Source organism: Streptomyces sp. NPDC090021, assembly GCF_044748225.1.
GTDB lineage: Bacteria > Actinomycetota > Actinomycetes > Streptomycetales > Streptomycetaceae > Streptomyces.
The window spans coordinates 71095-96388 of the sequence record NZ_JBIVFO010000032.1 but is presented as its reverse complement, the minus strand read 5'-3'; the positions used below and the strand labels follow the sequence as shown (position 1 = coordinate 96388).

Sequence of the window (25294 nt, the reverse complement as noted above, 5' to 3'; positions counted from 1 at the left end):
AGCGGGTACTTCCTCGGCGCAGGCATCGTCTGGGCTCCTCTCATGAGACCCATCTGACCCTCTGTCACCCATCCCCGCATCTCGGGGGAACCTCAGTCGTCGAGCTGGCGGTAACCCTCCAGGGAGCGGCGCATCCGAGCCACGTGCGCCTGGTCGGGCTCGTTGCTCCGTAACCAGTCCGCCTCGTCGCTGGACAGGGTGAAGTGGTCCACCACCCCGTCCAGACCCAGATCCCGCCGCACTGTTCAGCCCCTTCCGTCACCCCCCCGCACCTGGTATCCGGGCTGGACGGTGGAGGTGGCGGTGTACAGCGGGCGTGGGTATCGGCGAAGTGCCCCGTCGGGTGGGCGGACCTGGTGAATGCACGGCCAGGCGTCCCGTGCGGGGCCGCCTCTCTCCCCACCCGGGACGCCTGGAGCGTTCGGGCCGTATCAGGGCCTGGGCAGCGGCAGGCCCGCGTGGTCAGCCGCTGCTCGCTCGAACGTGGGTTTCCTGCGGGGTGGTGGTCTTCGGGTAGTGCGGGCGGAGGGCGGCCGCACTGATGCGGTCGAGCATCCGGTCCGGCAGTACCCGCGACAGTCGGGTGAGTACGGCCGCGTCGCGACCGACGGTGTAGCGCGTGCGGGGCTTCCTGGCGGTCACGGCCTTGGCGATCACCCGGGCGGCATCGTCGGCGGACTTTCCGCTCGCGGTGCCCGCGGCGGTCAGCGCGATGACCGCCTGGACCAGCGGCCCGTAGCGATCCCGCTGTTCCGGTGACATGGCCTCGGCCAGCCGGCTCGTGGTGGCGATGCCGCGGTCGCCCATCTCGGTGCGGACCCCGCCGGGCTCGACGACCACCACCCGCACGCCCAGTGGCGTCACCTCCCGGCGCAGCGCGTCGCTGACCGCCTCCAGGGCGAACTTCGTGCCCGCGTAGGGGCCGAAAGTGGCCATGGCGACCTTCCCGCCGACCGAGCTGATGTTGACCACCCGGCCACAGTGGCGCAGCAGGGCGGGCAGCAGTGCCTGGGTGACGGCGACGTGGCCGAACAGGTTGACCTCGTACAGCCGGCGCCACTCGTTCAGCGGCAGGGCCTCGACCGGGGCGTTGACGGAGATGGCGGCGTTGTTCACCAACGCCCGCAACGCACCTGTCTGCGAGCCGACGCGGGCGGCCAGCTCGGCGATGTGGTCGGGCCGGGTGATGTCGAGGATGACCGGCTCGATGCCTGGGGCGCGGAGCGCCTCGGCATCCTGGTCGCGGCGGACGCCGGCGAGGACGTGGAATCCCCGGCGGGCCAGCTCGCGGGCGGACGCCGCGCCGATCCCGGTCGAGGCTCCGGTCACGACGACGCAGCCGCGGTTTTCCGGCGCAGTTTCAGATGACGTTGTCACCTTAACAGGGGTGGACCACTCAGATGACGGTGTCAACTGTATGGTGATCGGCATGGTCAGCCGAGTGGAATCCGCCGCCGCAACGCGACGCGCCCTGCTGGACGCGGCCGCCGACCTGCTGGACAGCGGCGGGCCGGGCGCGGTGACGTTGCGCGAGGTCGGGGCGCGCGCGGGGGTCACCCGCGGGGCGCCGTACCGGCACTTCCCCGACAAGGACAGCCTGCTGACCGCCGTGGCAGCCGAAGCCCTGGACCGGCTCGCGGATCAGGCACAGGAGGTGCGCACCGATCCGCAGGCGCCCCCGGCCGACAAGCTGCGCCGCGCCCTGTCCGCGCTGATGACGATCGGCCGCCGTCAGCCGCACCTGTACCGGCTGATGTTCGCCTCCCCGGCCGGCGACCCGGCTGCGATCCACGCGGCGACGCAGGCGGGCGACCGCGCCCAGGGCGAGTTCCTCGCCATCGTCGGCGATCTGGTCGGCGCCCAGCACACCAGTCGCTACGCGGCGCTGCTGTTGACCAGTGTGCACGGGATCACGGATATGGAGGTCAGCGGGCACCTGTCCGCGGACAAGTGGCACATCACGGCCGAGGAACTCGTCTCGACCCTGGTCTCCATGATCGACCGGCAGACCCGCGGCGGGTAGCCGTGCGGGGGCGGCAACGCGCCACCCTCCCGCCACCGCGACCCGCATGCACCGCCACTGAGGCGACCTGCCGGCCGGGCGCTGACGGAAGGGCCCCAAGGCCGCGGCACCTGCGCGACGACGGCTTCACCCGCGCCCACCTGTGGACCCTGCGCGGCACCCCGCTGTCCCGCCGCTTCTGCACCAAGGCCGGCTTCGCCGAGAGCGGCGCCACCCGCGCCCACGACTTCGGCGACGGCAAGCCGCTCACCCAGGTCGAGTACGAGCGCGACTGCTGACACGCCGGAATCCGCCTGCCGTTCGCCCGGCGTACCCGTCGGCGTCACATCCGGCTCCCTCTCCGGCCCTCCGGGCGCGGTGTTCTTGGGGGCGCTCCCACACCCGCGAACGAAGCAGAGGTCGTCACCCATGGCAGAACTCAACCGTCGCCGCTTCCTTCAGCTCACCGGCGGCGCAGCCGCCCTGACCATGCTGGGCGAGAGCATCGCGCGCGCCGCCTCCATCCCCGCGCAGGGGACGACGGGCACCATCGCCGATGTCGAGCACATCGTGGTCCTGATGCAGGAGAACCGTTCCTTCGACCACTACTACGGCGCCCTGCGCGGTGTCCGCGGCTTCGGCGACCCCCGCCCCGTGACCCTGCCCAGCGGCAAGTCCGTCTGGCACCAGGCCGACAACGCGGGCAAGGAGACGCTGCCCTTCCGCCCGCCGTCCGACGACCTCGGCATGGAGTACCTCCAGGGCCTCAACCACGACTGGGCGGGCGGCCAGAGCGCCTTCAACAAGGGCCGGTACAACAACTGGATCCCCGCCAAGACGCCCGCCACCATGGCGTACCTGACGCGCGAGGACATCCCCTTCCACTACGCCCTCGCGGACGCGTTCACCATCTGCGACGCCTACCACTGCTCGTTCATCGGCTCGACCGACCCCAACCGCTACTACCTGTGGTCCGGCCACACCGGCAACGACGGCAAGGGCGGCGGACCCGTCCTCAACAACGCCGAGCTCGGCTACGACTGGACCACCTACCCCGAGCGTCTGGAGGCGGCCGGGATCTCCTGGAAGATCTACCAGGACATCGGTGACGGCCTGGACGCCGCCGGCTCCTGGGGCTGGATCAACGACGCCTTCCGCGGGAACTACGGTGACAACTCGCTGCTCTACTTCAACAAGTACCGAAACGCCCGGCCCGGCGACCCGCTGTACGACAAGGCCCGCACCGGCACGAACGCCAAGGCCGGCGAGGGCTACTTCGACCGGCTGCGCGCGGACGTCGCCGCCGGCACCCTGCCGCAGGTGTCCTGGATAGCCGCCCCCGAGGCGTTCAGCGAACACTCGAACTGGCCCTCCAACTTCGGCGCCTGGTACATCGCACAGGTCCTGGACGCGCTGACGTCCAACCCGGACGTGTGGGCCCGTACCGCCCTGTTCATCACCTACGACGAGAACGACGGCTTCTTCGACCACGTCGTCCCGCCGTACGCCCCGGCGGACGCGAACCAGGGGCTGTCGACCACGCCGACCGCCCTCGACGTCTTCCCCGGCAAGGCCGGCTACGTCGCCGGACCGTACGGGCTGGGCCCGCGCGTCCCGATGCTCGTCGTCTCGCCCTGGAGCACCGGCGGCTACTCCTGCTCCGAGACCTTCGACCACACCTCCGTCATCCGCTTCATGGAGAAGCGCTTCGGGGTGCAGGAGCCCAACATCTCGCCGTGGCGGCGGGCCGTCTGCGGTGACCTGACCTCGGCCTTCGACTTCGCCCGCAAGGACACCTCCACGGTGTCGCTGCCCGACACCGGCCGGTGGGAGCCGCAGGACCGCGAGCGGCACCCCGACTTCCGGGCGACCGCGCCGGCGGTGGGGGCGATGCCGCGCCAGGAGAAGGGGCAGTGCCGCACCCGCCCGCTGAAGTACGCCCCGTACGTCGACGGCGCGGCCCTCACGGCCGAGGGCAGGTTCCGGCTGACCTTCAGCGGCGGCGCGGACCTGGGCGCGCAGTTCTACGTCACCTCCGCCAACCGCACCGACGCCCCCTGGACCTACACCACCGAGGCCGGGAAGTCGATCTCGGACACCTGGAACACCCGCTACTCGGCCGGTGTCACCGACCTGACCGTGCACGGCCCCAACGGCTTCCTGCGCGGCTTCCGTAACCCCGGCACCACCCCCGGCCCCGAGGTCACCGCCCGCCACAACGCCACCACGGGCAACCTGGACCTCACCCTCACCAATGCCGGGGCGTCGACGGCGACCCTCACGATCACCAACGCCTACGGCGGAGGGGCCAAGCGGCTCACGGTCGCCAAGGGCGCCACCGTCACCCACAGCGTCTCCCTGAAGAACACGCGGCGCTGGTACGACGTGACGGTGACCGCGTCGGAGACCGCGGACTTCGGCCGCCGCTTCGCCGGGAAGGTGGAGACCGGCGCGGCCGGCCTCTCGGACCCGGCGATCCTGACGGACCAGTCCTCCTCCTGACGCGAGAGCTGCTAGGCACGCGAAAACGCCCGTGCCCCGGAATCCTCCGGGGCACGGGCGCTCGCGCGTACGGGGTCGGGCGCGGACGGCCGTGTGTCAGCTCGGACGCTCGTAGTTGGTCAGGACGCAGCCCTCGACCTGGGCCTTCTCCAAACGGTGGCCGGCCGGCGCGGTGAAGCCGGTCTCGCAGTTCAGGTACAGGAACTGGAGCTGGTACAGCCCGCGGCGGACGTTCGCGTTGTTGGTCTCCACGGCGATGTTCGTGCCGACCAGCAGCTTGCTCGCGGTGGCCTTGAGGCGTCCGTCGTCCTTCAGGTCGGCCAGCTGCGCCGCCTTGGCCTTGGTCTGGAGGGTCTTCATGTCGGAGACCGTGTCCAGCCAGTTCAGGTTGTGCGCGCGCTGCTCCCCGCCGAGCTCGCCGCAGACGGCCCGCTGCTTGACGCCCCAGGCGCTCGGGGGACCGTCGACGACCGGCATGTAGTCGATCGACTGTATGTCCTCGTCGGTGACGGTCATCTTCGTGCAGTCGACGGTGTGCGGGCTGACAAGCTGCTTCAGCTCGGCGATGCTGCCGGCGCTCGGCAGGCCCGGGCTGCCGGTGGGCGGCCGGCCCGGCTTCGCGGCTCCCTCGGTGGAGGGGTCGCGGACCGCGCCGCGGTGGGGGCTGCCCTGGCCGTCGGGGCTGTTGACGTAGTCGGTGAGGAAGCAGCCCTCGACCAGGGCCTTCTCCTTCTTGAACCCCTCCGGTACGAAGACGTCGGGGTTGCAGCTCAGGATGCGCAGGTCGGAGTTGGGCGGGTCGACCAGGGACACGGCGGTGGCGGTCTCGAGCGCGGTCAGGGCGAAGGTCTTGCCGACGACCGTGCGGCTGGCGAGGTCGGTGTCGCCCCGGCCCTCGGCGAGCAGCTTCGCGGTGTGGTCCTTGGCGGCCTGCTGGAAGGCCTTCATGTCCGGGGTCAGGAAGAGGACGATCTCGCCCCGCGCCTTCTCGTCCGTGCAGACGCCGCGCTCCGTGATGCCCCAGTCCCCGGCGCCGATGAACCCGCTCAGCGACACCCGGCTGTCGTTCGGGTCGGTGCTGAGGTCCTCGCAGGACGTGTACTGCTGTACGTGGGCCTGCGCCCCGGCCAGCGTGGCCGCCGGGGAGGCGGTGGCCGGGGCGCTCGCGGAGGGGCTCGCAGCGGGCGGGCCCGGCTTGGGGGAGTCCTCGCAGGCGGTGGCGAGGGTGGTGAGCGCGGCGAGGGCCGCGGTCGCGGCGGATATCCGCTGGAGGCGCATGGATGTCTTCCGTCGGCTGGACACGGCACGGGGGATGGCGTGCCCATGCTAAGGCCATCTGTCCGGAAAATGATCTTGTGGCACCGGACAGCCGACCGCCGACGTCGAGGCGCCTAGCGGCGGGTGCGGACCCGGTTGAGGAGTTCCGACGCCGGGTGCGGGCCCGTGTGCCGGGGGTGGCGCGGCAGGCGGTGCGGCATCGAGCCGTACCAGGAGCGCGAGACGCTGTAGCCGAAGGCCAGGCAGATCATGCCGCCCACGGCGTCGAGCCAGAAGTGGTTGGCGGTGGCCACGATGACGACGAGGGTCGCCGTCGGGTAGAGCAGGCCCAGGATCCGCGCCCAGGGGGCCGAGGCGACCGCGAAGATCGTCAGGCCGCACCACAGCGACCACCCTATGTGCATGGACGGCATCGCGGCGTACTGGTTCGACATGTGCTTGAGGTTCCCGGAGGCCATGGAGCCCCAGGTGTGGTGGACCAGCACGGTGTCGATGAAGTCCTGCCCGTTCATCAGCCGGGGCGGCGCGAGCGGGTAGAAGTAGTAGCCGACGAGGGCCACGCCGGTGGTGGCGAAGAGGACGAGGCGCGTGGCCGCGTACCGCCCGGGATGGAAGCGGTAGATCCACACCAGCACGCCGATGGTCACGACGAAGTGGAGCGTGGCGTAGTAGTAGTTCATGCCCACGATCAGCCACGTCACGGAGTTGACGGCGTGGTTGACCGACTGTTCGACGGCGATGCCGAGGGTCTGCTCGACCCCCCAGATCCAGTCGGCGTTCGCGAGGGCGATCGACTTCTGCTCGGGTACGGCGTTGCGGATCAGCGAGTAGGTCCAGTAGCTGACGGCGATCAGCAGGATCTCGAACCAGATCCGCGGCCGGCGCGGGACGCGCAGCCGGGTGAGCAGGGCGCGGTCGGGAGCCGGGCGGGTCTCACTCTCGACCACTTCGGGTGAGGAGACGTCCGTCCGGGTTTCCAGTGTCTTCACGCTCGATTCACCCATGGGGAGAGAGTTTGCCAGATGAGCTCTCGCCTTCGATCATCCCTCGGGACGGTCTTCGGTGCAGCCGGTCCGTCTCAGGTACGACTCGGGTTGCGGCGCTGCCCGGGGCCCGAGGCCGTGGAGCCGCGCACCACCAGTTCCGGCAGGAACACGAACTCACTGTGCGGGGCGGGCGTACCGCCGATCTCCTCCAGCAGTGTCCGTACCGCCGCCTGTCCCATCGCCTGCACGGGCTGGCGGATGGTGGTCAGCGGCGGATCCGTGAACGCTATGAGCGGGGAGTCGTCGAAACCGACGACCGAGACGTCCTGCGGCACCCGCAGTCCCTGCTGCCGGGCCGCGCGGATCGCGCCGAGCGCCATCATGTCGCTCGCGCACACCACCGCCGTGCAGCCGCGTGAGATCAGCGCGGAGGCGGCGGCCTGGCCGCCTTCGAGGGAGTAGAGGGAGTGCTGGATCAGTTCCTCGATCTCGGCTCCGCCGAGTCCGAGCCGTTCCTTCATACCGGCCCGGAAGCCCTCGATCTTGCGCAGGACCGGAACGAACCGCTTCGGTCCGACGGCGAGCCCGATCCGGGTGTGGCCGAGCGCGGTGAGGTGGGTGACCGCGAGGTGCATCGCGGCGCGGTCGTCGGGGGAGACGAAGGGGGCCTGCACCTTGTCGGAGAAGCCGTTGATCAGGACGTAGGGGACGCCCTGCCCGCGGAGTTGGTCGTAGCGGCCCATGTCGGCCGTCGTGTCGGCGTGCAGGCCGGAGACGAAGATGATCCCGGAGACCCCGCGGTCGACGAGCATCTCGGTCAGCTCGTCCTCGGTGGAACCGCCGGGGGTCTGCGTGGCGAGGACCGGCGTGTACCCCTGGCGGGTCAGGGCCTGGCCGATGACCTGGGCGAGCGCCGGGAAGATCGGATTGTCGAGCTCGGGTGTGATCAGGCCGACGAGGCCGGCGCTGCGCTGGCGCAGCCGCACGGGGCGCTCGTAGCCGAGGACGTCGAGCGCGGCCAGCACGGATTCACGGGTGCCCGCGGCCACACCGGGCTTGCCGTTGAGCACGCGGCTGACTGTGGCTTCGCTGACCCCCGCCTGGGCTGCGATGTCGGCTAGCCGTGCGGTCACGGGATTGGACTCTACCGGTCGCCGTGTCACCTAGGAACCTGGGTGCGTGGAGTGAGACGTCCGGGTTTGCGTACGGGTTCGGACGTGGGTTCGGGATACGGGTTTCCGTACGGGGTCGGGTGAGGCGGGGCGGGCCCGGAGCGGGCCGGGGCGGGGGCGGGGCGGGGGCGTCACGGGGTCCACCAGGTGCAGGAGTCCGCGGGCAGGCGGACGGTGCGGCCGTCCGTCTCCACGGGGGCGCTGGACAGTACGGGGCGGCCGGGCGCGGGCAGTTCGACGGGGTCGGGGCGGGTGTTGAGGGTGCAGGCGAAGCCGGGGCGGGTGAAGAGGAGGACCCCGTCGGGCGCGGACTGCCAGCGCATCCCGCAGGGGTCGGTCGGCCCGCCGGCCTCGGGGGCGCCAAGGCCGGGGAGAGCGCGGCGCAGTTCGAGGGCGGCGCGGTAGAGCTCCAGCGTGGAATGGGGGTCGCCGGTCTGGGCGGCGACGCTGAGCCCGGCCCAGGCGTCGGGCTGCGGCAGCCAGCTGGCGGCGGGCCCGAAGCCGTAGGGGGGCTCCGCCCCGGCCCAGGGGAGGGGTACGCGACAGCCGTCGCGCAGCCCGTCCTGCCCGGCCGCCTCCGGCGGGGTCGGCAGATCGGGGGCGCCCCCGGTCCCGCTCCCGGCCTGCGGCCCGGTCCCGGTTCGGGCCTGCGGCCCGGTCCCGTTCCCGGCCTGCGGGCCGGTCCCGGTTCGGGCCTGCGGCCCGGTCCCGTTCCCGGCCTGCGGGCCGGTCCCGGTTCGGGCCTGCGGCCCGGTCCCGTTCCCGGCCTGCAGCCCGGTCCCGGTTCGGGCCTGCGGCCCGGTCCCGTTCCCGGCCTGCAGCCCGGCCCCGGTTCGGGCCTGCGGCCCGGTCCCGCTCTCGGCCTGCGGCCCGGCCCCGGTTCGGGCCTGCGGCCCGGTCCCGCTCTCGGCCTGCGGCCCGGCCCCGGTTCGGGCCTGCGGCCCGGTTCCGCTCCCGGCCTCCGGCCCGGCCTGCGGCCCGGTCCCGGTTCGGGCTTGCGGCCCGGTTTCGCTCCCGGTCTGCGGCCCGGTGGGGTTCGGCTCCGTCGTGAGGTGCCGGGTGGCCTGCGGCGGGGTGCTCGGCCGGGCCTGTGGCCAGGTCGGCTGCGCGCCCTCCGGCCCGGCCTCGGTCCCGGTTCCGGCCTGCGGGTGGGTATGCGGCGTGGCCTGTGGGGCGGTCGGCGGGTCGGGTTCCGGGCGGGGGGTGGGGATCGGGCGGCGGCCGCGGCGGAAGGCGGGGTCCTGGCGGGCCGTGTCGGGGAGGTCCGTGACCTCCGGGAGGCCGAGCTCCTCGCCCTGGTAGAGGTAGGCGGAACCGGGCAGGGCCAGCATCAGGAGGGCCGCCGCGCGGGCGCGGGCCAGGCCCTGCGGCCCGCCGCCGTAGCGGGTGACGTGGCGGACCACGTCGTGGTTCGACAGGACCCAGGTGGTGGGGGCGCCCACCGCCGTGGTCGCGGCCAGGGACTCGTCGATCACCGTCCGCATCGCCTCCGGATCCCACGGGCACGTCAGAAAACGGAAGTTGAACGCCTGGTGCAGCTCGTCCGGGCGGACGTACAGGGCGAGCCGTTCCGAGGACGGGGCCCAGGCCTCGGCGACCCCGATGCGCGGACCGTCGTAGGAGTCGAGGAGGCGCCGCCACGCGCGGTGGATCGCGTGCACCCCGTCCTGGTCGAAGAACGGCAGCGGCTCCGTGCCGATCAGTGTGGCCTGGGCGCCGCGGCCGATGTCCGGCAGGCCCTCCGCCTTGACCATGCCGTGGGCGACGTCGATGCGGAAGCCGTCGACGCCCAGGTCGAGCCAGAAGCGGAGGACCGAGTCGAATTCCGCCGTGACCTCCGGGTGGTTCCAGTCGAGGTCCGGTTGTTCCGGGGCGAAGAGGTGCAGGTACCACTCGCCGTCGGCGACCCGCGTCCAGGCCGGGCCGCCGAAGATCGACTCCCAGTCGTTCGGCGGGAGGTCGCCGTCCGTGCCCCGCCCGCGGCGGAAGAGGTAGCGCTCCCGAGCCCCCGGCTCACCGGCGAGGGCCGCCCGGAACCACGGGTGCTGCTCCGAGGTGTGGTTCGGGACCACGTCCACGATGACCCGCAGTCTGAGCGCGTGGGCGGCCCGGACGAGTTCCTCGGCGTCGGCCAGGTCCCCGAAAAGCGGGTCGACGGCCCGGTAGTCGGCGACGTCGTAGCCGCCGTCCGCCTGCGGGGAGACGTAGAAGGGGGTGAGCCACACCGCGTCGACCCCGAGGCGGGCGAGGTGGGGGAGGCGGGAGCGGACGCCGCACAGGTCGCCGATCCCGTCGCCGTCACTGTCGGCGAAGGAGCGCACGTACACCTGGTAGATGACGGCATCGCGCCACCAGTCACCGCTCGCAGTCGTCGCGTTGCTGTAAGCGCTTGCAAGGCCGACGGCCGTCGACTCATGGGTCATATCGGGGTCAACGCGGCGACACGCCCCCTGGTTGCGGGCCCGAGCAGTCGAAGACGACTCGAACTAACAGCAAGCCGCGGCAACCGTCCGGACACACGGATGTAACGATCGCCTCCGCTTGCAGAAAGTTTGCGCAAGGCCTTTCGGTCCTCTTTCAGTCTTGTTACGTTCCTGGCAACTCGGGACCGCGAGGGCGCGGCCGGGATCATCGAAGGAGTTCATATGCGGCGTGGCATAGCGGCCACCGCGCTGGTCGCGGCCCTGGCGCTCGCGGCGACGGCTTGCGGCGGTGACGACAAGGGCGACGGCGGGACCGACGCCGGTGGCGAGCTTTCCGGCACGGTCACGTGGTGGGACACCGCGAACGACGCCGAGAAGGCGAGCTTCCAGAAGATCGCCGAGGGCTTCACCGCGAAGCACCCGAAGGTGACCGTCAAGTACGTCAACGTCCCGTACGGTGACGCGCAGAACAAGGTCAAGAACGCCTTCAGCAGCGGTTCAGACGCCCCTGACGTGATCCGCGCCGACGTCGGCTGGGTTGCGGACTTCGCCTCCCTCGGCTACCTCGACGAGGTTCCGGCGGACATGGCGAAGAAGGTCGACAGCGACTTCCTGCCGCAGGCAGCGGCCAGTGCCAAGTACGAGGGCAAGACCTACGCCGTGCCGCAGGTCATCGACACCCTCGGCCTCTTCTACAACAAGAAGATGCTCGCCGACGCCGGCGTCGAGCCCCCCAAGACGCTGGCCGAGCTGAAGACCGCCGCCGAGGCGATCAAGGCGAAGACCGGCAAGGCCGCCCTCTACCTGCGCGGCGACGACTCCTACTGGTTCCTCCCGCTGATCTACGGCGAGGGCGGCGACCTCGTCGACGCGAAGAACAAGACGGTCACCGTCGACAACGAGGCGGGCGTCAAGGCCTTCAAGACCGCCCGTGACCTGGTCACCTCCGGCGCGGCGGTCACCAACGCCACCGACGGCTACGCCAACATGCAGACGGCCTTCAAGACCGGCGAGGCCGCCATGATGATCAACGGCCCGTGGGCCGTCGCCGACACCTACGCGGGCGACCAGTTCAAGGACAAGGCCAACCTCGGCGTCGCCGCCGTCCCGGCCGGCTCGGTCAAGGCCGGCGCCCCGCAGGGCGGCCACGACCTCGGCGTCTACGCCGGCTCGAAGAACCGCGCCGCCGCCCACGCCTTCGTCGAGTACATGACCTCGCAGGAGGTCCAGGTCCAGTCCGCCAAGGAGCTGAGCCTGCTGCCGACCCGTACCGCCGCCTACGAGCAGCCGGACGTCAAGAGCAGCGAGATGGTCGCGTTCTTCAAGCCGGCCGTGGACAAGGCCGTCGAGCGCGCCTGGATCCCCGAGAACGGCTCCCTCTTCGAGCCGCTGAAGGTCGAATACACCAAGGCGATCACCGGGGCCTCCAGCCCGGAGGACGCGGCCAAGGCGGCCGGCATCGAGTTCCGCAAGATCCTCAAGGGCTGGAAGTAACGAAACGATGGCTGCTGACACCAGCCAGTCTGTGGTGAAGGCCGCGGACGACGGAGTCGGGAACGACTCCGCCGTCCGCGGCCGGAGCCGCTGGACTGACAGCGGGAACACAGGGAACGCAGGGAACGCACGGCGGAAGGGCGGCCTGAGGTACGCCCTCGCCACCCACTGGTACGCCTGGGCCATGGTCGCCCCGGTGGTGCTCGTCCTCGGCGTGATCATCGGCTGGCCGCTCGTCCGCGGCGTCTACCTGTCGCTGACCGACGCCACCGAGCGCAACGTCGCCCGTGACATCGGCGCCCGCCACATCGACGCCAGTTACGAGTTCATCGGACTCGACAACTACGCGGCGGTGCTCGGCGACCCGGTGTTCCTGCAGCGGCTGGTGTGGACGGTGGTCTGGACCGTCGCGTGCGTGTCCATCACGTTCGTGCTCGGACTGACCCTCGCCAACATGCTGAACCGGCAGTTCCGGGGCCGCGCCGCCTACCGGATGGCGCTCATCCTGCCCTGGGCCGTGCCCGGCTTCGTCTCCGTCTTCGCCTGGCGGTTCCTCTTCAACCGCGACAACGGCATCCTCAACAAGGTCCTCGACGGCGGCGGCATCGCGGCCGTGCCGTGGCTCGACGACCCGACCTGGGCCAAGTTCTCGGTCATCGCCGTCAACGTCTGGCTGGGCATCCCCTTCATGATGGTCGCGCTCCTCGGCGGACTGCAGTCCATCCCCGGCGAGCTCTACGAGGCCGCCGAGATGGATGGCGCCGGCCCCTGGCAGCGCTTCCGCCACATCACGATGCCCGGGCTGCGCACGGTCAGCATGACGGTGATCCTGCTCTCCACCATCTGGACCTTCAACATGTTCCCGGTGATCTTCCTGCTCACGCGGGGCGGACCGGGAGACTCCACCGAGATCCTGGTGACCCAGGCCTTCCGGGAGGCCTTCATCACAAGCCCGCGCGACTTCGCCGTCTCCGCGACGTGGGGCGTGCTGATCCTCCTGCTGCTCATGATCTTCGCGCTGGTCTACCGGCGCTCGCTGCGCAAGCAGGGAGAGGTGTGGTGACCATGACCAGCACGCGTACCCGGGGCAGCCGCTCCCCCCTGGCCTCCGTCGGCCTGCACGCGACCCTCGTCGTCGCGTCCGTCGTCGCCGTCTTCCCCGTCCTGTGGATCCTGCTGACCTCGCTGAAGCCCGCACAGCACGCGATCACCACGGACTTCGTCAAGGAACCCACGCTCAGCAACTACTCGTACCTGCTGGAGTCGAGCCACTTCCTCGACTGGTTCCTCAACTCCGTGCTGGTCGCCGGCGTCACCACCGTCCTCGGTGTCTTCATCGCCGCCACCACCGGATACGCGGTCAGCCGGTTCAAGTTCCCCGGCATGAAGCCGCTCATGTGGACCCTGCTCATCACGCAGATGTTCCCCATGGCCATCCTGATCGTCCCGCTGTACAACCTGATGGGACAGCTCGGGCTGCTCAACCAGCCCGTCGGCCTGATCATCACCTACCTCACCATCGCCGTGCCGTTCTGCGCATGGATGATGAAGGGCTTCTTCGACACCATCCCGGTCGAGATCGACGAATCCGGCCGCGTCGACGGACTCAACCCCTTCGGCACCTTCTGGCGGCTGATCCTCCCGCTCGCCAAGCCCGGACTCGCCGTCACCGGCTTCTACGCCTTCATCACCGCCTGGGGCGAGGTCGCCTACGCCTCCGCCTTCATGGTCGGCGAGGAGAACCTCACCCTGGCCGGCGGCCTGCAGACCTTCGTCACCCAGTACACCTCCAACTGGGGTGCGATGAGCGCCGCCTCGGTCCTCATCGCGATCCCCGCGGCGATCTTCTTCGTTTTCGCCCAGCGTCACCTCGTCGCCGGGATGACGGCAGGCGCCACCAAGGGCTGACCACCCGAGCCTGCCCGTTCCACCTCCCGGCCCGACCTCTCCAAGGACGACATGACCCAGCACCTCGCCGACGCACTTCCCACCGCCACCGGCACCACGCCCGGCTGGTGGAGAGACGCGGTGATCTACCAGGTCTATCCGCGCAGCTTCGCCGACTCCAACGGGGACGGCATGGGGGACCTCGAAGGCATCCGCAGCCGTCTGCCCTACCTCAAGGAGCTGGGCGTCGACGCCGTCTGGCTCAGCCCCTTCTACGCCTCCCCGCAGGCCGACGCCGGCTACGACGTCGCCGACTACCGGGCCATCGACCCCATGTTCGGCACCCTGCACGACGCCGACGCCCTGATCCGCGAAGCCCACGGCCTGGGCCTGCGGATCATCGTCGACCTCGTCCCGAACCACTGCTCCGACCAGCACGAATGGTTCAAGCAGGCGCTGCGCGAAGGGTCCGGGTCCCGGCTTCGGGAGCGTTTCCACTTCCGTCCCGGCAAGGGCGAGAACGGCGAACTGCCGCCCAACGACTGGGAGTCGATCTTCGGCGGGCCCGCCTGGACCCGGGTCGCGGACGGCGAGTGGTACCTGCACCTCTTCGCCCCCGAGCAGCCCGACTTCAACTGGGAGCACCCGGCCGTCCGGGACGAGTTCCGCTCCATCCTGCGGTTCTGGCTCGACCTCGGCGCCGACGGCTTCCGCGTCGACGTGGCCCACGGCCTGGTCAAGGCACCCGGCCTGCCCGACCTCGGCGCCAGGGACCAGCTCAAGCTGCTCGGCAACGACGTCATGCCCTTCTTCGACCAGGACGGCGTCCACGAGATCTACCGCTCCTGGCGCCGGATCCTCGACGAGTACGAGGGCGACCGCGTCCTGGTCGCCGAGGCCTGGACCCCGACCGTCGAGCGCACCGCCCGCTACGTGCGCCCCGACGAGATGCACCAGGCCTTCAACTTCCAGTACCTGACGGCCGACTGGAACGCGGACGCCCTGCGCGAGGTCATCGACGGCTCGCTGACCGCGATGCGCCCGGTCGGCGCCCCCACCACCTGGGTGCTGTCCAACCACGACGTCACCCGCCACGCCACCCGCTACGCCAACCCCGCCGGCCTCGGCACCCAGCTGCGCGAGCCGGGTGACCGCGAGCTCGGTCTGCGGCGGGCCCGCGCGGCGACCCTGCTGATGCTGGCCCTGCCCGGCTCGGCGTACGTCTACCAGGGCGAGGAGCTCGGCCTGCCCGACGTCACCGACCTGCCGGACGAGGTCCGCCAGGACCCGTCGTTCTTCCGCGCGGCGGGCCAGGACGGCTTCCGCGACGGCTGCCGCGTCCCCATCCCGTGGTCGGGTACCGAGGCCCCGTACGGCTTCGGCACCGGCGGCAGCTGGCTCCCGCAGCCGGCCTCCTGGGCGGAGCTGAGCGTGGCGGCGCAGACGGGCGACCCGTCCTCCACCCTGGAGCTGTACCGGGCCGCCCTGCGGCTGCGCCGCGAGCGCCCCGACCTGGGCGAGGGCGACTCGGTGGACTGGCAGGAGGCTCCCGCGGGCGTCCTGGTCTTCCGCCGCGGGGATTTCCTCTGCGCGGCCAACACCACCGGCACGGCGGTGCGGTTCCCCGTCGCCGGCGAGGTGCTGCTGTCCAGCGGCGCGACGGTCGAGGACGGCGTGCTGCCGGCCGACACCACGGTGTGGTGGCAGGTGACGTCGGGGTGACCTCCCCTCTCCGGCTGACGGACATCGCCGCGCAGGCCCAGGTCAGCGAGGCGACCGTCAGCCGTGTGCTCAACGGGAAGTCGGGCGTCGCGGCCGGCACCCGGCACAAGGTGCTGGCCGCGATGGACCTGCTCGGCTACGAGCGGCCCGTGCGGCTCAAGCGCCGCAGCAACGGCCTGGTCGGCCTGCTGATCCCGGAGCTCACCAACCCGATCTTCCCGGCGTTCGCGCAGGTCATCGAGCAGGCCCTGGCCGGGCACGGGTACACGCCGGTGCTGTGCACGCAGACCCCGGGCGGAGCCACCGAGGACGAGCTGGTGGAGCAGCTGGAGGCGCGGGGGGTCACCGGCATCGTCTTCCTGTCCGGGTTGCACGCCGACGCGCACGCGGACCCCGCCCGCTACCAGCGCCTTGCCGCCCGCGGGGTGCCGTTCGTGATGATCAACGGCTTCAACGAGCAGGTGAACGCCCCCTTCATCTCCCCGGACGACCGGGCGGCCGCCGAGATGGCCGTACGGCACCTGCAGGACCTCGGGCACGAACGGATCGGGCTGGCCATCGGGCCGACCCGGTACGTGCCCTCGGCCCGCAAGGAGCAGGGCTTCCGCGGTGTCGTCCCGGACGCGGAGGCCGAGGGGCGGATCCAGCGCACCCTCTTCACGGTCGAGGGCGGGCACGCCGCGGGCGGCGCCCTCCTCGACCGCGGCTGCACGGGCATCGTGTGCGGCAGCGACCCGATGGCGCTCGGGGTGATCAGGGCCGTGCGCGAGCGGGGCCTGCGGGTGCCGGAGGACGTGTCGGTCGTCGGCTTCGACGACTCGCCGCTGATCGCCTTCACGGACCCGCCGCTGACGACGGTCCGCCAGCCGGTGCGGGCGATGGCGACGGCCGCGGTCGGCGCCCTGCTGGAGGCGGTGTCGGGGACACCGGTCCAGCGCACGGAGTACGTCTTCCAACCGGAGCTGGTGGTGCGCGGGTCCACGGGGCAGGTGCCGGGGTAGCGGGGGTGGGGGCCGGGCCCTGCGACGCGGACGGGACACGCTGAACCGAACCGCACCGTGTCCCGGCTCGTTACTCTGGGCGGGGCCGACGCTTGAGAGGACACCATGACCACACAGCCGGAACACGGCAGAGAGCTCATCCCGCGTCCCGAGCACACCCCCGACGCCCTGCGTGTCGCCCTCGCACGCATCGCCCCCCACCGTCTCGACGAGATGGAGCGGCAGAAGAATGCCGCCTTCGCTCTGGCTGCCGAGCACGACACCCTCGGACCCATCCACGGATGGATCAGGACGTGGGCCCGCGAGGTCGAGATCGAACGCCGACCCGACCTCTTCGAGCGCCGGCGCCGTGCCCTGGCCGCCGTCCACGCCACCGGCAGCAACGCCGACCCCGCCTTCCGCCCCGCGATGGACGACCTCCGCGCCGTCGAAGCCGAAGCCGAGGAGTCCGCCGCGCTGTGAGCTGGACGTGGGAGTACGACCCCGGCGAGGAGAACGTGGCCGGCGGGGCACCTCCGGCCTTTGTCGCAGAGGTGGAGAAGAGGGCCGATGAGCTCGTGCGCGCTGCTGAAGCCCTCTACCTCGACGGGACCACTTACCAGGAGGTGAGCCCCGGAAGCTCCGACCAGTTCGTTCCGGGAGGAATGTTCCGCTACCTCGTCGTTCCCCGCCACGAACGTCTCTACGTCGTCCAGATCACCCCCTGGTGACATGGTGAACCGGCCAAGCCGGTCTGCCCGGTTCTCCGCCTGAGGGAGCGGATCCCATGCGCCCGCTGCCAGGGCGGAGCTGCAGGCCGGCGAGTCTGCGACGCTCCTGCTCGACGCGCTCGGCATCCAGAGGTGGTGCCTGGGCCGGCCGACGGTCTCCGCGCGCCTGATCGGCTTCCCCCTCCCCTGCCTCCCCGCGTGTTGTCCCATGCCGCCCGAAGGGTGGATTCCCGGTGCGCGGAGCGCAGTTGAGGGTACGGCGGGCGGGACACGCCTCGGAAACAATCCTGCAATCTCTTGCGCAAACTCTTGCAGGGCTTCCACCTGGCACCTACGGTCGCTCCAATCCCCACCTCTTCCGCCAGGAGGCCCCCGCATGCCTGCCAGAGCCGTCAGAGCTGCAACTCTTTTCACCGCCACCGCACTTGCCGCCGCCACGCTCACCGCCATCGCACCGCAGGCCGCTGCCACGCCCCCCGGCGAGAAGGACGTGACCGCCGTCCTCTTCGAGTGGCGCTTCGACTCCGTGGCCAAGGCCTGCACCGAGTCCCTCGGCCCCGCCGGGTACGGGTACGTGCAGGTCTCGCCCCCGCAGGAGCACGTCCAGGGCGGTCAGTGGTGGACCTCGTACCAGCCCGTCAGCTACAAGATCGCCGGTCGGCTCGGTGACCGCGCCGCCTTCCAGGCGATGGTCGGCGCCTGCCACGCCGCGGGCGTCAAGGTCGTCGTCGACTCGGTCATCAACCACATGGCCGGACCGGCGGACGCCGGCGCGAACCTGACCGGAACGGGCGGTACTTCGTACACGAAGTACAACTACCCGGGGATCTACTCGGGCGCCGACATGGACGACTGCCGGGCGACGATCTCCACCTACCAGGACCGCGGCAACGTCCAGAACTGCGAGCTCGTGCAGCTCGCCGACCTCGACACGGGCGAGGAGTACGTACGGGGCCGGATCGCCGGCTACCTCAACGACCTGCTCTCGCTGGGCGTCGACGGCTTCCGCATCGACGCCGCCAAGCACATGCCCGCCGCCGACCTCGCCAACATCAAGTCCCGGCTGACCGACCCCGGTGTCTACTGGAAGCAGGAGGCGATATTCGGGGCGGGGGAGGCCGTCTCGCCGAGCGAGTACCTCGGCAACGGCGACGTGCAGGAGTTCCGCTACGCCCGGGACCTCAAGCGGGTCTTCCACAGCGAGAACCTGGCCTACCTGAAGAACTTCGGCGAGGCCTGGGGGTACATGCCCTCCGCCCAGAGCGGCGTCTTCGTCGACAACCACGACACCGAGCGCGTCGGCGACACGCTCACCTACAAGGACGGGTCCGCCTACACCCTCGCCAGTGTGTTCGCGCTGGCCTGGCCGTACGGGGCGCCGGACGTGCACTCCGGCTACGAGTGGACCGACAAGGACGCCGGACCGCCCAACGGCGGCACCGTCAACGCCTGTTACTCCGACGGGTGGAAGTGTCAGCACGCCTGGCGGGAGATCTCCTCCATGGTCGGCTTCCGTAACGCCGCCCGCGGGCAGGCCGTCGGCGACTGGTGGGACAACGGCGGCGACCGGATCGCCTTCGGACGCGGCTCCAAGGCCTACGTCGCGATCAACCACGAGGGCTCGGCCCTGACCCGGACCTTCCAGACCTCCCTCTCCGCCGGCGACTACTGCGACGTGCAGAGCGGGCGCACCGTCACCGTCGGCTCCGGCGGCCAGTTCACCGCCACGCTCGGCGCCGGGACCGCCCTCGCCCTGCACGTGAACGCCCGTACCTGCTCGGGGACCCCGGCGGGCCCCGACGGGGCCGCGTTCGCCGTCAACGCCACCACCGTGCCGGGGCAGAACATCTACGTCACCGGTGACCGCGCCGAGCTCGGCAACTGGAACACCGGCGCCGCCCTCAAGCTGGACCCGGCCGCCTACCCCGTGTGGAAGCTCGACGTCACCCTCCCGGCCGGCACGTCCTTCGCGTACAAGTACATCCGCAAGGACGCCTCCGGGAACGTCACCTGGGAGAGCGGAGCCAACCGCACGGCCACCGTCCCCGCGAGCGGCAAGGTCACGCTGACCGACACCTGGCGCAGCTGAGCCGCCGCCCCACAGACCAGGGCCGCCCGGCACCACCTGCCCCATCCCCCGGACTCGGTCCGGGGACCCCCAGGCCGGGCGGCCCTCATCCATGCGACACGTACACAAGGAGACCCGCCTTGATACGCCCTGCCGCAGGAGTGCTCGCCGCCGCGCTGGCCGTGACGCTCCTGCCCGCCCTCCCCGCCGCGGCCGCCGAGGCCAAGGCGCCCTCCCCGCCCTCGGACGCGAAACTGGCCGCGGAGCCGGCGCGCAACGACCTGACCCGTGAGCAGTTCTACTTCGTGCTCCCGGACCGGTTCGCGAACGGTGATCCGGGCAACGACCGGGGCGGGCTGACCGGCTCCCGCCTGGAGACCGGCCTGGACCCCACCGACAAGGGCTTCTACCAGGGCGGTGACCTCAAGGGGCTGACCGACCGGCTCGACTACATCAAGGGGCTCGGCACCACGGCCATCTGGATGGCACCGATCTTCAAGAACCAGCCGGTGCAGGGCAAGGGCAACGACGTCTCGGCCGGCTACCACGGCTACTGGATCACCGACTTCACCCAGGTCGACCCGCACTTCGGCACCAACGCGGACCTGGAGCGGCTGATCGACAAGGCGCACGCGAAGGGGATGAAGGTCTTCTTCGACGTCATCACCAACCACACCGCCGATGTCGTGGACTACCGGGAGGCCTCCTACTCGTACCTGTCGAAGGGGGCGTTCCCCTATCTGACGAAGGACGGCGTGCCGTTCGACGACCGGGACTATGCCGACGGGAAGGGGAAGTTCCCGAAGGTGGACCGGGAGTCCTTCCCGAGGACCCCGTTCGTGCCGGACGCGAAGAAGAACCTCAAGGTCCCCGGCTGGCTCAACGACCCGACGATGTACCACAACAGGGGTGACTCCACCTTCGCCGGCGAGTCCTCCGAGCAGGGCGACTTCTTCGGCCTGGACGACCTGTGGACCGAGCGTCCCGAGGTCGTCAGCGGGATGGAGAAGATCTACGAGAAGTGGGTCAAGGACTTCAAGATCGACGGCTTCCGCATCGACACGGTCAAGCACGTCAACACGGAGTTCTGGACCCAGTGGGCGACCGCCCTCGACGCCTACGCGGCCAAGCGCGGCCGGGACGACTTCTTCATGTTCGGCGAGGTCTACTCCGCCGACACGGCCGTCACCTCCCCGTACGTGACCCGCGGGAAGCTCGACGCCACCCTCGACTTCCCGCTCCAGGACGCGATCCGCGCGTACGCCTCCCAGGGCGCGGCGGCCTCGCGGCTCGGCTCGGTCCTCGCCGACGACTACCGCTACACCTCGGGCAAGGCCAACGCCTACGAGCAGGTGACCTTCCTCGGCAACCACGACATGGGCCGCTTCGGGACCTTCCTGAAGCAGGACCGGCCGGGGGCGACCGAGCAGGAGCTGCTGGACCGCTACCGGCTCGCCAACGAGCTGATGTTCTTCTCCCGCGGCAACCCGGTGATCTACTCCGGTGACGAGCAGGGCTACACCGGCGCCGGCGGCGACAAGGACGCGCGTCAGCCGCTGTTCGCCTCGAAGGTCGCCGACTACCTCGACGACGACCAGCTGGGTACGGCGCGCACGCACGCGAGCGACGCCTACGATCCGGAGCACCCGCTCTACAAGGAGATCAGCGCTCTCTCGAAGCTGACCAAGGCCCACCCGGCCCTGCGCGACGGCATTCAGAGCGAACGATTCTCCGACGGCTCCGTCTACGCCTTCGCGCGCACCGACGCCCGCACCCGCACCGAGTACCTGGTCGCCGCCAACAACGGCGCCGCATCCCGCACCGTGGAGATCGACGCCCCGGCCGGCACCCAGTACCGCACCCTGTACGGCGGCACCGCGCTGATCCGCGCCTCCGCCGCGGGCAAGCTGACGGTCGTCGTCCCCGCCCTCGGCTCGGTCGTCCTCCGGGCCGTCTCCCCGCTCGCCGCCCCCACCACCAGGCCCGCCCTGACACTGAAGGCCCCGGCCCCCGGCGCCACCGGCAGCGTCGAGCTGTCCGCCGACGTCACCGGCGGCGGCCTGAACCGGGTCGTCTTCGCCGCGCAGACCGGCAACGACAAGTGGCAGGTCCTCGGCTCCGCCGACCACGCCCCCTACAAGGTCACCCAGCACATCGACGCCAGGACCCCCGCCGGCACCGCCCTGCGCTACAAGGCCGTCGTCGTCGACTCCGCCGGCCGCACCGCGAGCGCCCTCGCCCAGTCCGTCACCGGACAAGCCCCGCCCGTCGAGGCGCCCACCGCCACCCAGCGCGTCTACGCCGTCGTCCACTACAACCGCCCCGACGGCGACTACACCGACTGGCGGCTCTACGCCTGGGGCGACATCGCCGACGGCGAGGCCACGCCGTGGCCGGCCGGTCACGGCTTCACCGGCCGCGACGCCTACGGCGCCTTCGCGTACGTCAAGCTCAAGCCCGGTGCCTCCTCGGTCGGTTACCTCGTCATCGACAAGGACGGCAACAAGGACGTCGCCGCCGACCGCACCATCGACGTGACGAAGACCGGCGAGATCTGGCTGGAGCAGGGCAAGGAGCCCGCCCGCACCGACCGCCCGCCCTACCCGCCGCAGGACCCGGGCAAGGCCGTACTGCACCACCACCGTCCCGACGGCGCCTACGACGGCTGGGGCCTGCACGTGTGGACCGGGGCCGCGACCCCGACCGACTGGTCCAAGCCGCTGCTCCCCACCCGTATCGACTCCTACGGCGCGGTCTACGAGGTCCCCCTCGCCGCCGGCGCCACCAGCCTCAGCTACATCCTCCACAAGGGCGACGAGAAGGACCTCCCCACCGACCAGTCCCTGGACCTGAAGGCCACCGGCCACGAGGTGTGGATGCTGGCCGGCCAGGAGAAGTACCTCCTGCCGCAGGCCGCCGGTTCCTCCGCCGCCCTGGACCTCACCACGTCCCAGGCCGTCTGGATCGACCGCGACACCGTCGCCTGGAACGCCCCCGCGGCCGCCGCCTCCGTACAGCTCCTCGCCTCCCGCGAAGGCGCCGTCAAGGCCGAGAACGGCACCCTGACCGGCCCGGCGCGGTGGCTGCGGCTGAACCGGACCGAGCTGACCGCCGCCCAGAAGCAGAAGTTCCCGCACCTCGCCGCGTACACCGCCTTCAGCGTCGACGCGCGCGACCGCGACCGGGTCCGGGAAGCCCTGCGAGGCCAGCTCGTCGCGAGCGCCCGCGCCGCGAACGGGGCCGTGCTCGCCGCCACCGGTGTCCAGCTCGCCGGCGTACTGGACGACCTGTACGCGACGACCGCCGCCCTGGGCCCGGTCTTCAAGGACGGCCGCCCCACCCTCTCCGTCTGGGCCCCCACCGCCCAGCAGGTGTCCCTCGAACTCGACGGCCGCACCGTCGCCATGCGCCGCGACGACGCCACCGGCGTCTGGTCGGTGCGCGGCCAACGCTCCTGGACCGGCAAGCCGTACCGCTACGCGGTGACCGTCTGGGCCCCCAGCACCCGCCAGGTGGTCCGCAACCTCGTCACCGACCCCTACTCCACCGCCCTGACCGCCGACTCCACCCACAGCCTGGCCGTGGACCTGTCCGACCCCAGGCTGGCACCGCCCGGCTGGAAGCAGCTGCGCAAGCCCGCGGCGGTCCCCTTCAGCTCCGCGCAGATCCAGGAGCTGCACATCCGCGACTTCTCCGTCGCGGACCGCACCAGCGGCCACCCCGGCCAGTACCTGGCCTTCACCGACTCCGCCTCGGCCGGCATGCGCCACCTGCGCGACCTGGCCGGCGCCGGCACCTCCTACGTCCACCTCCTGCCCGCCTTCGACATCGGCACCATCCCGGAGAAGGCCGCCGACCGCACCGAACCCGCCTGCGACCTGACCGTGTACGCGCCGGACTCCCAGGAGCAGCAGGCCTGCGTCGCGGCGGCCGCCGCCAAGGACTCCTACAACTGGGGCTACGACCCGCTGCACTACACCGTCCCCGAGGGCAGCTACGCCAGCGACCCGAACGGCACCGCCCGCACGGTGGAGTTCCGCAGGATGGTCCAGTCCCTGAACGGCGCGGGGCTGCGCACGGTCATGGACGTCGTCTACAACCACACGGTCGCCGCCGGCCAGTCGGACAAGTCGGTCCTGGACCGCATCGTCCCCGGCTACTACCAGCGGCTGCTGGCCGACGGCAGCGTCGCCACCTCCACCTGCTGCGCCAACACCGCCCCCGAGAACGCCATGATGGGCCGCCTCGTCGTGGACTCGGTCGTCACCTGGGCGAAGGAGTACAAGGTCGACGGGTTCCGCTTCGACCTGATGGGCCACCACCCGAAGGCCAACATCCTGGCGGTGCGCGCCGCCCTCGACGCCCTCACCCCCGCCAAGGACGGCGTCGACGGCAAGAAGATCGTCCTCTACGGGGAGGGCTGGAACTTCGGCGAGATCGCCGACGACGCCCGCTTCGTCCAGGCCACGCAGAAGAACATGGCCGGGACCGGCATCGCCACCTTCTCCGACCGGGCACGCGACGCGGTCCGCGGCGGCGGCCCCTTCGACGAGGACCCGCGCGTCCAGGGCTTCGCGTCGGGCCTGTTCACCGAGCCCAACGGATCGCCCGCCAACGGCACCCCGGCCGAGCAGCGGGCCCGCCTCCTGCACGCCCAGGACCTGATCAAGGTCGGCCTCTCCGGGAACCTCGCCTCGTACGCCTTCACCGACACCTCCGGGCGCCGCGTCAAGGGCTCCGAGGTGGACTACAACGGTGCCCCGGCCGGCTACGCGGCCGCCCCCGGCGACGCCCTCGCCTACGCCGACGCCCATGACAACGAGACCCTCGCCGACGCCCTGACCTTCAAGCTCCCACCCACCACCACCAACCGCGACAAGGCCCGCATGCAGGTCCTCGCCATGGCGACGGCCACCCTCTCCCAGGGCCCGGCGCTCTCCCAGGCCGGCACCGACCTGCTGCGCTCCAAGTCCCTGGACCGCAACTCCTACGACAGCGGCGACTGGTTCAACGCCATCCAGTGGGACTGCCGCGCCGGCAACGGCTTCGGCCGCGGGCTGCCCCCGGCCGCCGACAACGCCCCGAAGTGGCCCTACGCGAAGCCCCTGCTCACGGGACCGGCGCCCACCTGCACCGACATCACCGCCACCGCGGCGGCCCACCGCGACCTGCTGAAGATCCGCAGCACCGAACCGGAGTTCGCCCTCACCACGGCGGAAGCCGTCCAGTCCCGGATGGCCTTCCCCCTCTCGGGCCGGGAGGAGACCCCGGGCGTGATCACCATGACCCTGGGCGACCTGGTGGTCGTCTTCAACGCCACGCCCACCGCCCAGCCCCAGCGCGTCACCGCCCTCGCGGGCACCGCCTACCGCCTGCACCCGGTGCAGGCCGCCGGCTCCGACGCCACGGTCAAGCAGTCCGCCTACGACGCGACGACAGGAGAGTTCACCGTCCCGGCCCGCACCGTCTCCGTCTTCACACGACGGTGAGCCGGTCGAGCCGCCTCTCCAGCAGGATCACCCCGTAGACCCTGCCGTCCTCCCCCCGCTTGTCGGGGAGCTCCCCGACCACCCGGTAGCCCGCGTCCAGGTAGTACGCGAGCAGCCGGGGGTTGGTGGAGACGCAGTCCAGCCGCGCCCGCTCCCGCCCGGTCCTGGCCGTCCGCCGCTCGGCATGTTCGAGCAGGCGGCGCCCGGCGCCGGCGGGGGCGGTCTCGCGCGACACCATCAGCCGGTGCACGTAGCCCGCCACGGGAGGCTGGATCCCCCAGGCCTCCTCGTCGGACCACCACAGCTCGTACGCCCCGCAGATCCGCCCGTCGGCGTCGCCGGCGAGCCACACCTCCCCGTCGTGCATCCTCGACCGGAAGTGCGCCGCGTCCTTGTCACCGGGCTTCCACTGCTCGATTCCGTGCTTCTGCATCCAGCGGGCGGCCTCGTCGTACAGCCGCACCAGCGTCCCGGCGTCCTTCTCCACGGCAGGCCGGAACAAGATCCCGTCGTCAATGATCACGCGGGCATTATCGGCGATCACCACCGGCTGTGATCAA

The 25294-nt window shown here is 71.2% G+C and carries 19 protein-coding genes; 12 read left to right on the top strand and 7 right to left on the bottom strand.

Annotated features, from left to right (window positions below):
* Positions 1–92 precede the first annotated feature (92 nt).
* Both ACIPXC_RS24775 and ACIPXC_RS24770 read right to left on the bottom strand, forming a co-directional pair.
* Entirely contained in the window at positions 93–242 is a 150-nt protein-coding gene (locus ACIPXC_RS24775) for a hypothetical protein (protein ID WP_401622138.1), read from the bottom strand.
* A gap of 220 nt (positions 243–462) precedes the next feature.
* Positions 463–1329 carry an SDR family oxidoreductase gene (locus ACIPXC_RS24770; RefSeq protein ID WP_401622136.1) on the bottom strand — a complete coding sequence of 289 codons (867 nt, stop codon included), beginning with the start codon at positions 1327–1329 and terminating at the stop codon, positions 463–465.
* A 100-nt stretch (positions 1330–1429) separates the two neighbouring features.
* Here ACIPXC_RS24770 and ACIPXC_RS24765 point away from each other — a divergent pair, with 100 nt between their 5' ends.
* The 3 genes from ACIPXC_RS24765 (at position 1430) to ACIPXC_RS24755 (ending at position 4504) form a co-directional block, all read left to right on the top strand.
* Positions 1430–2023: a TetR/AcrR family transcriptional regulator gene (locus ACIPXC_RS24765; protein WP_401622133.1), complete on the top strand. Its 594-nt coding sequence runs from the start codon at positions 1430–1432 to the stop codon at positions 2021–2023.
* Between the two features lie 2 nt (positions 2024–2025).
* Positions 2026–2301, top strand: a complete 276-nt coding sequence (locus tag ACIPXC_RS24760; protein WP_401622130.1) for a hypothetical protein — start codon at positions 2026–2028, stop codon at positions 2299–2301.
* Between the two features lie 130 nt (positions 2302–2431).
* Positions 2432–4504 carry a phosphocholine-specific phospholipase C gene (locus ACIPXC_RS24755; protein ID WP_401622127.1) on the top strand — a complete coding sequence of 691 codons (2073 nt, stop codon included), beginning with the start codon at positions 2432–2434 and terminating at the stop codon, positions 4502–4504.
* Between the two features lie 96 nt (positions 4505–4600).
* Here the strand turns inward: ACIPXC_RS24755 and ACIPXC_RS24750 are convergent, their stop codons facing one another.
* The 4 genes from ACIPXC_RS24750 to ACIPXC_RS24735 all read right to left on the bottom strand — a co-directional run bounded on the left by ACIPXC_RS24750 (position 4601) and on the right by ACIPXC_RS24735 (position 10363).
* On the bottom strand, positions 4601–5806 hold the full coding sequence (locus ACIPXC_RS24750; RefSeq protein WP_401622125.1) for a hypothetical protein: 1206 nt from the start codon (positions 5804–5806) through the stop codon (positions 4601–4603).
* 89 nt (positions 5807–5895) lie between these two features.
* On the bottom strand, positions 5896–6786 hold the full coding sequence (locus ACIPXC_RS24745) for a phosphatase PAP2 family protein (protein WP_401622122.1): 891 nt from the start codon (positions 6784–6786) through the stop codon (positions 5896–5898).
* Between the two features lie 74 nt (positions 6787–6860).
* A complete protein-coding gene (locus tag ACIPXC_RS24740; protein WP_401622119.1) occupies positions 6861–7901 on the bottom strand; it encodes a LacI family DNA-binding transcriptional regulator in 1041 nt (346 codons plus the stop codon).
* A gap of 170 nt (positions 7902–8071) precedes the next feature.
* Positions 8072–10363: an alpha-amylase family glycosyl hydrolase gene (locus ACIPXC_RS24735; protein ID WP_401622116.1), complete on the bottom strand. Its 2292-nt coding sequence runs from the start codon at positions 10361–10363 to the stop codon at positions 8072–8074.
* Positions 10364–10585: 222 nt separating this feature from the next.
* Between ACIPXC_RS24735 and ACIPXC_RS24730 the strand changes: the two genes are divergently transcribed.
* The 9 genes from ACIPXC_RS24730 to pulA all read left to right on the top strand — a co-directional run bounded on the left by ACIPXC_RS24730 (position 10586) and on the right by pulA (position 24734).
* Positions 10586–11857, top strand: a complete 1272-nt coding sequence (locus ACIPXC_RS24730) for an extracellular solute-binding protein (protein WP_401622113.1) — start codon at positions 10586–10588, stop codon at positions 11855–11857.
* A 7-nt stretch (positions 11858–11864) separates the two neighbouring features.
* Positions 11865–12920: a carbohydrate ABC transporter permease gene (locus tag ACIPXC_RS24725; protein ID WP_401622110.1), complete on the top strand. Its 1056-nt coding sequence runs from the start codon at positions 11865–11867 to the stop codon at positions 12918–12920.
* 2 nt (positions 12921–12922) lie between these two features.
* Positions 12923–13765, top strand: coding sequence for a sugar ABC transporter permease (locus ACIPXC_RS24720; RefSeq protein WP_401622107.1), 843 nt, complete (start codon positions 12923–12925; stop codon positions 13763–13765).
* 51 nt (positions 13766–13816) lie between these two features.
* Entirely contained in the window at positions 13817–15466 is a 1650-nt protein-coding gene (locus ACIPXC_RS24715; protein ID WP_401622104.1) for a glycoside hydrolase family 13 protein, read from the top strand.
* A complete protein-coding gene (locus ACIPXC_RS24710) occupies positions 15463–16467 on the top strand; it encodes a LacI family DNA-binding transcriptional regulator (RefSeq protein ID WP_401622101.1) in 1005 nt (334 codons plus the stop codon). The genes ACIPXC_RS24715 and ACIPXC_RS24710 overlap by 4 nt, the downstream gene beginning before the upstream one ends.
* A 105-nt stretch (positions 16468–16572) precedes the next feature.
* Positions 16573–16929, top strand: a complete 357-nt coding sequence (locus ACIPXC_RS24705) for a hypothetical protein (protein ID WP_030849175.1) — start codon at positions 16573–16575, stop codon at positions 16927–16929.
* On the top strand, positions 16926–17177 hold the full coding sequence (locus tag ACIPXC_RS24700) for a hypothetical protein (protein WP_030849178.1): 252 nt from the start codon (positions 16926–16928) through the stop codon (positions 17175–17177). Before ACIPXC_RS24705 ends, ACIPXC_RS24700 begins: the two co-directional genes overlap by 4 nt.
* Positions 17178–17553: 376 nt before the next feature.
* A complete protein-coding gene (locus tag ACIPXC_RS24695) occupies positions 17554–19266 on the top strand; it encodes a carbohydrate-binding module family 20 domain-containing protein (RefSeq protein WP_401622097.1) in 1713 nt (570 codons plus the stop codon).
* Positions 19267–19385: 119 nt separating this feature from the next.
* Positions 19386–24734 carry a pullulanase-type alpha-1,6-glucosidase gene (pulA, locus tag ACIPXC_RS24690; RefSeq protein WP_401622095.1) on the top strand — a complete coding sequence of 1783 codons (5349 nt, stop codon included), beginning with the start codon at positions 19386–19388 and terminating at the stop codon, positions 24732–24734.
* Here pulA and ACIPXC_RS24685 read toward each other — a convergent pair.
* On the bottom strand, positions 24721–25257 hold the full coding sequence (locus ACIPXC_RS24685) for a GNAT family N-acetyltransferase (RefSeq protein ID WP_401622092.1): 537 nt from the start codon (positions 25255–25257) through the stop codon (positions 24721–24723). The two genes, pulA and ACIPXC_RS24685, sit on opposite strands and share 14 nt — an antisense overlap.
* Between the last annotated feature and the right edge of the window lie 37 nt (positions 25258–25294).

Bases quoted from the DNA above. Each gene is read 5' to 3' on its own strand.
- ACIPXC_RS24725 (WP_401622110.1), top strand. From the start codon at position 11,865: ATGGCTGCTGACACCAGCCAGTCTGTGGTGAAGGCCGCGGACGACGGA.
- ACIPXC_RS24695 (WP_401622097.1), top strand. From the start codon at position 17,554: ATGCCTGCCAGAGCCGTCAGAGCTGCAACTCTTTTCACCGCCACCGCA.
- ACIPXC_RS24735 (WP_401622116.1), bottom strand. From the start codon at position 10,363: ATGACCCATGAGTCGACGGCCGTCGGCCTTGCAAGCGCTTACAGCAAC.
- ACIPXC_RS24705 (WP_030849175.1), top strand. From the start codon at position 16,573: ATGACCACACAGCCGGAACACGGCAGAGAGCTCATCCCGCGTCCCGAG.
- ACIPXC_RS24755 (WP_401622127.1), top strand. From the start codon at position 2,432: ATGGCAGAACTCAACCGTCGCCGCTTCCTTCAGCTCACCGGCGGCGCA.
- ACIPXC_RS24715 (WP_401622104.1), top strand. From the start codon at position 13,817: ATGACCCAGCACCTCGCCGACGCACTTCCCACCGCCACCGGCACCACG.
- ACIPXC_RS24730 (WP_401622113.1), top strand. From the start codon at position 10,586: ATGCGGCGTGGCATAGCGGCCACCGCGCTGGTCGCGGCCCTGGCGCTC.
- ACIPXC_RS24720 (WP_401622107.1), top strand. From the start codon at position 12,923: ATGACCAGCACGCGTACCCGGGGCAGCCGCTCCCCCCTGGCCTCCGTC.
- ACIPXC_RS24745 (WP_401622122.1), bottom strand. From the start codon at position 6,786: ATGGGTGAATCGAGCGTGAAGACACTGGAAACCCGGACGGACGTCTCC.
- ACIPXC_RS24765 (WP_401622133.1), top strand. From the start codon at position 1,430: ATGGTCAGCCGAGTGGAATCCGCCGCCGCAACGCGACGCGCCCTGCTG.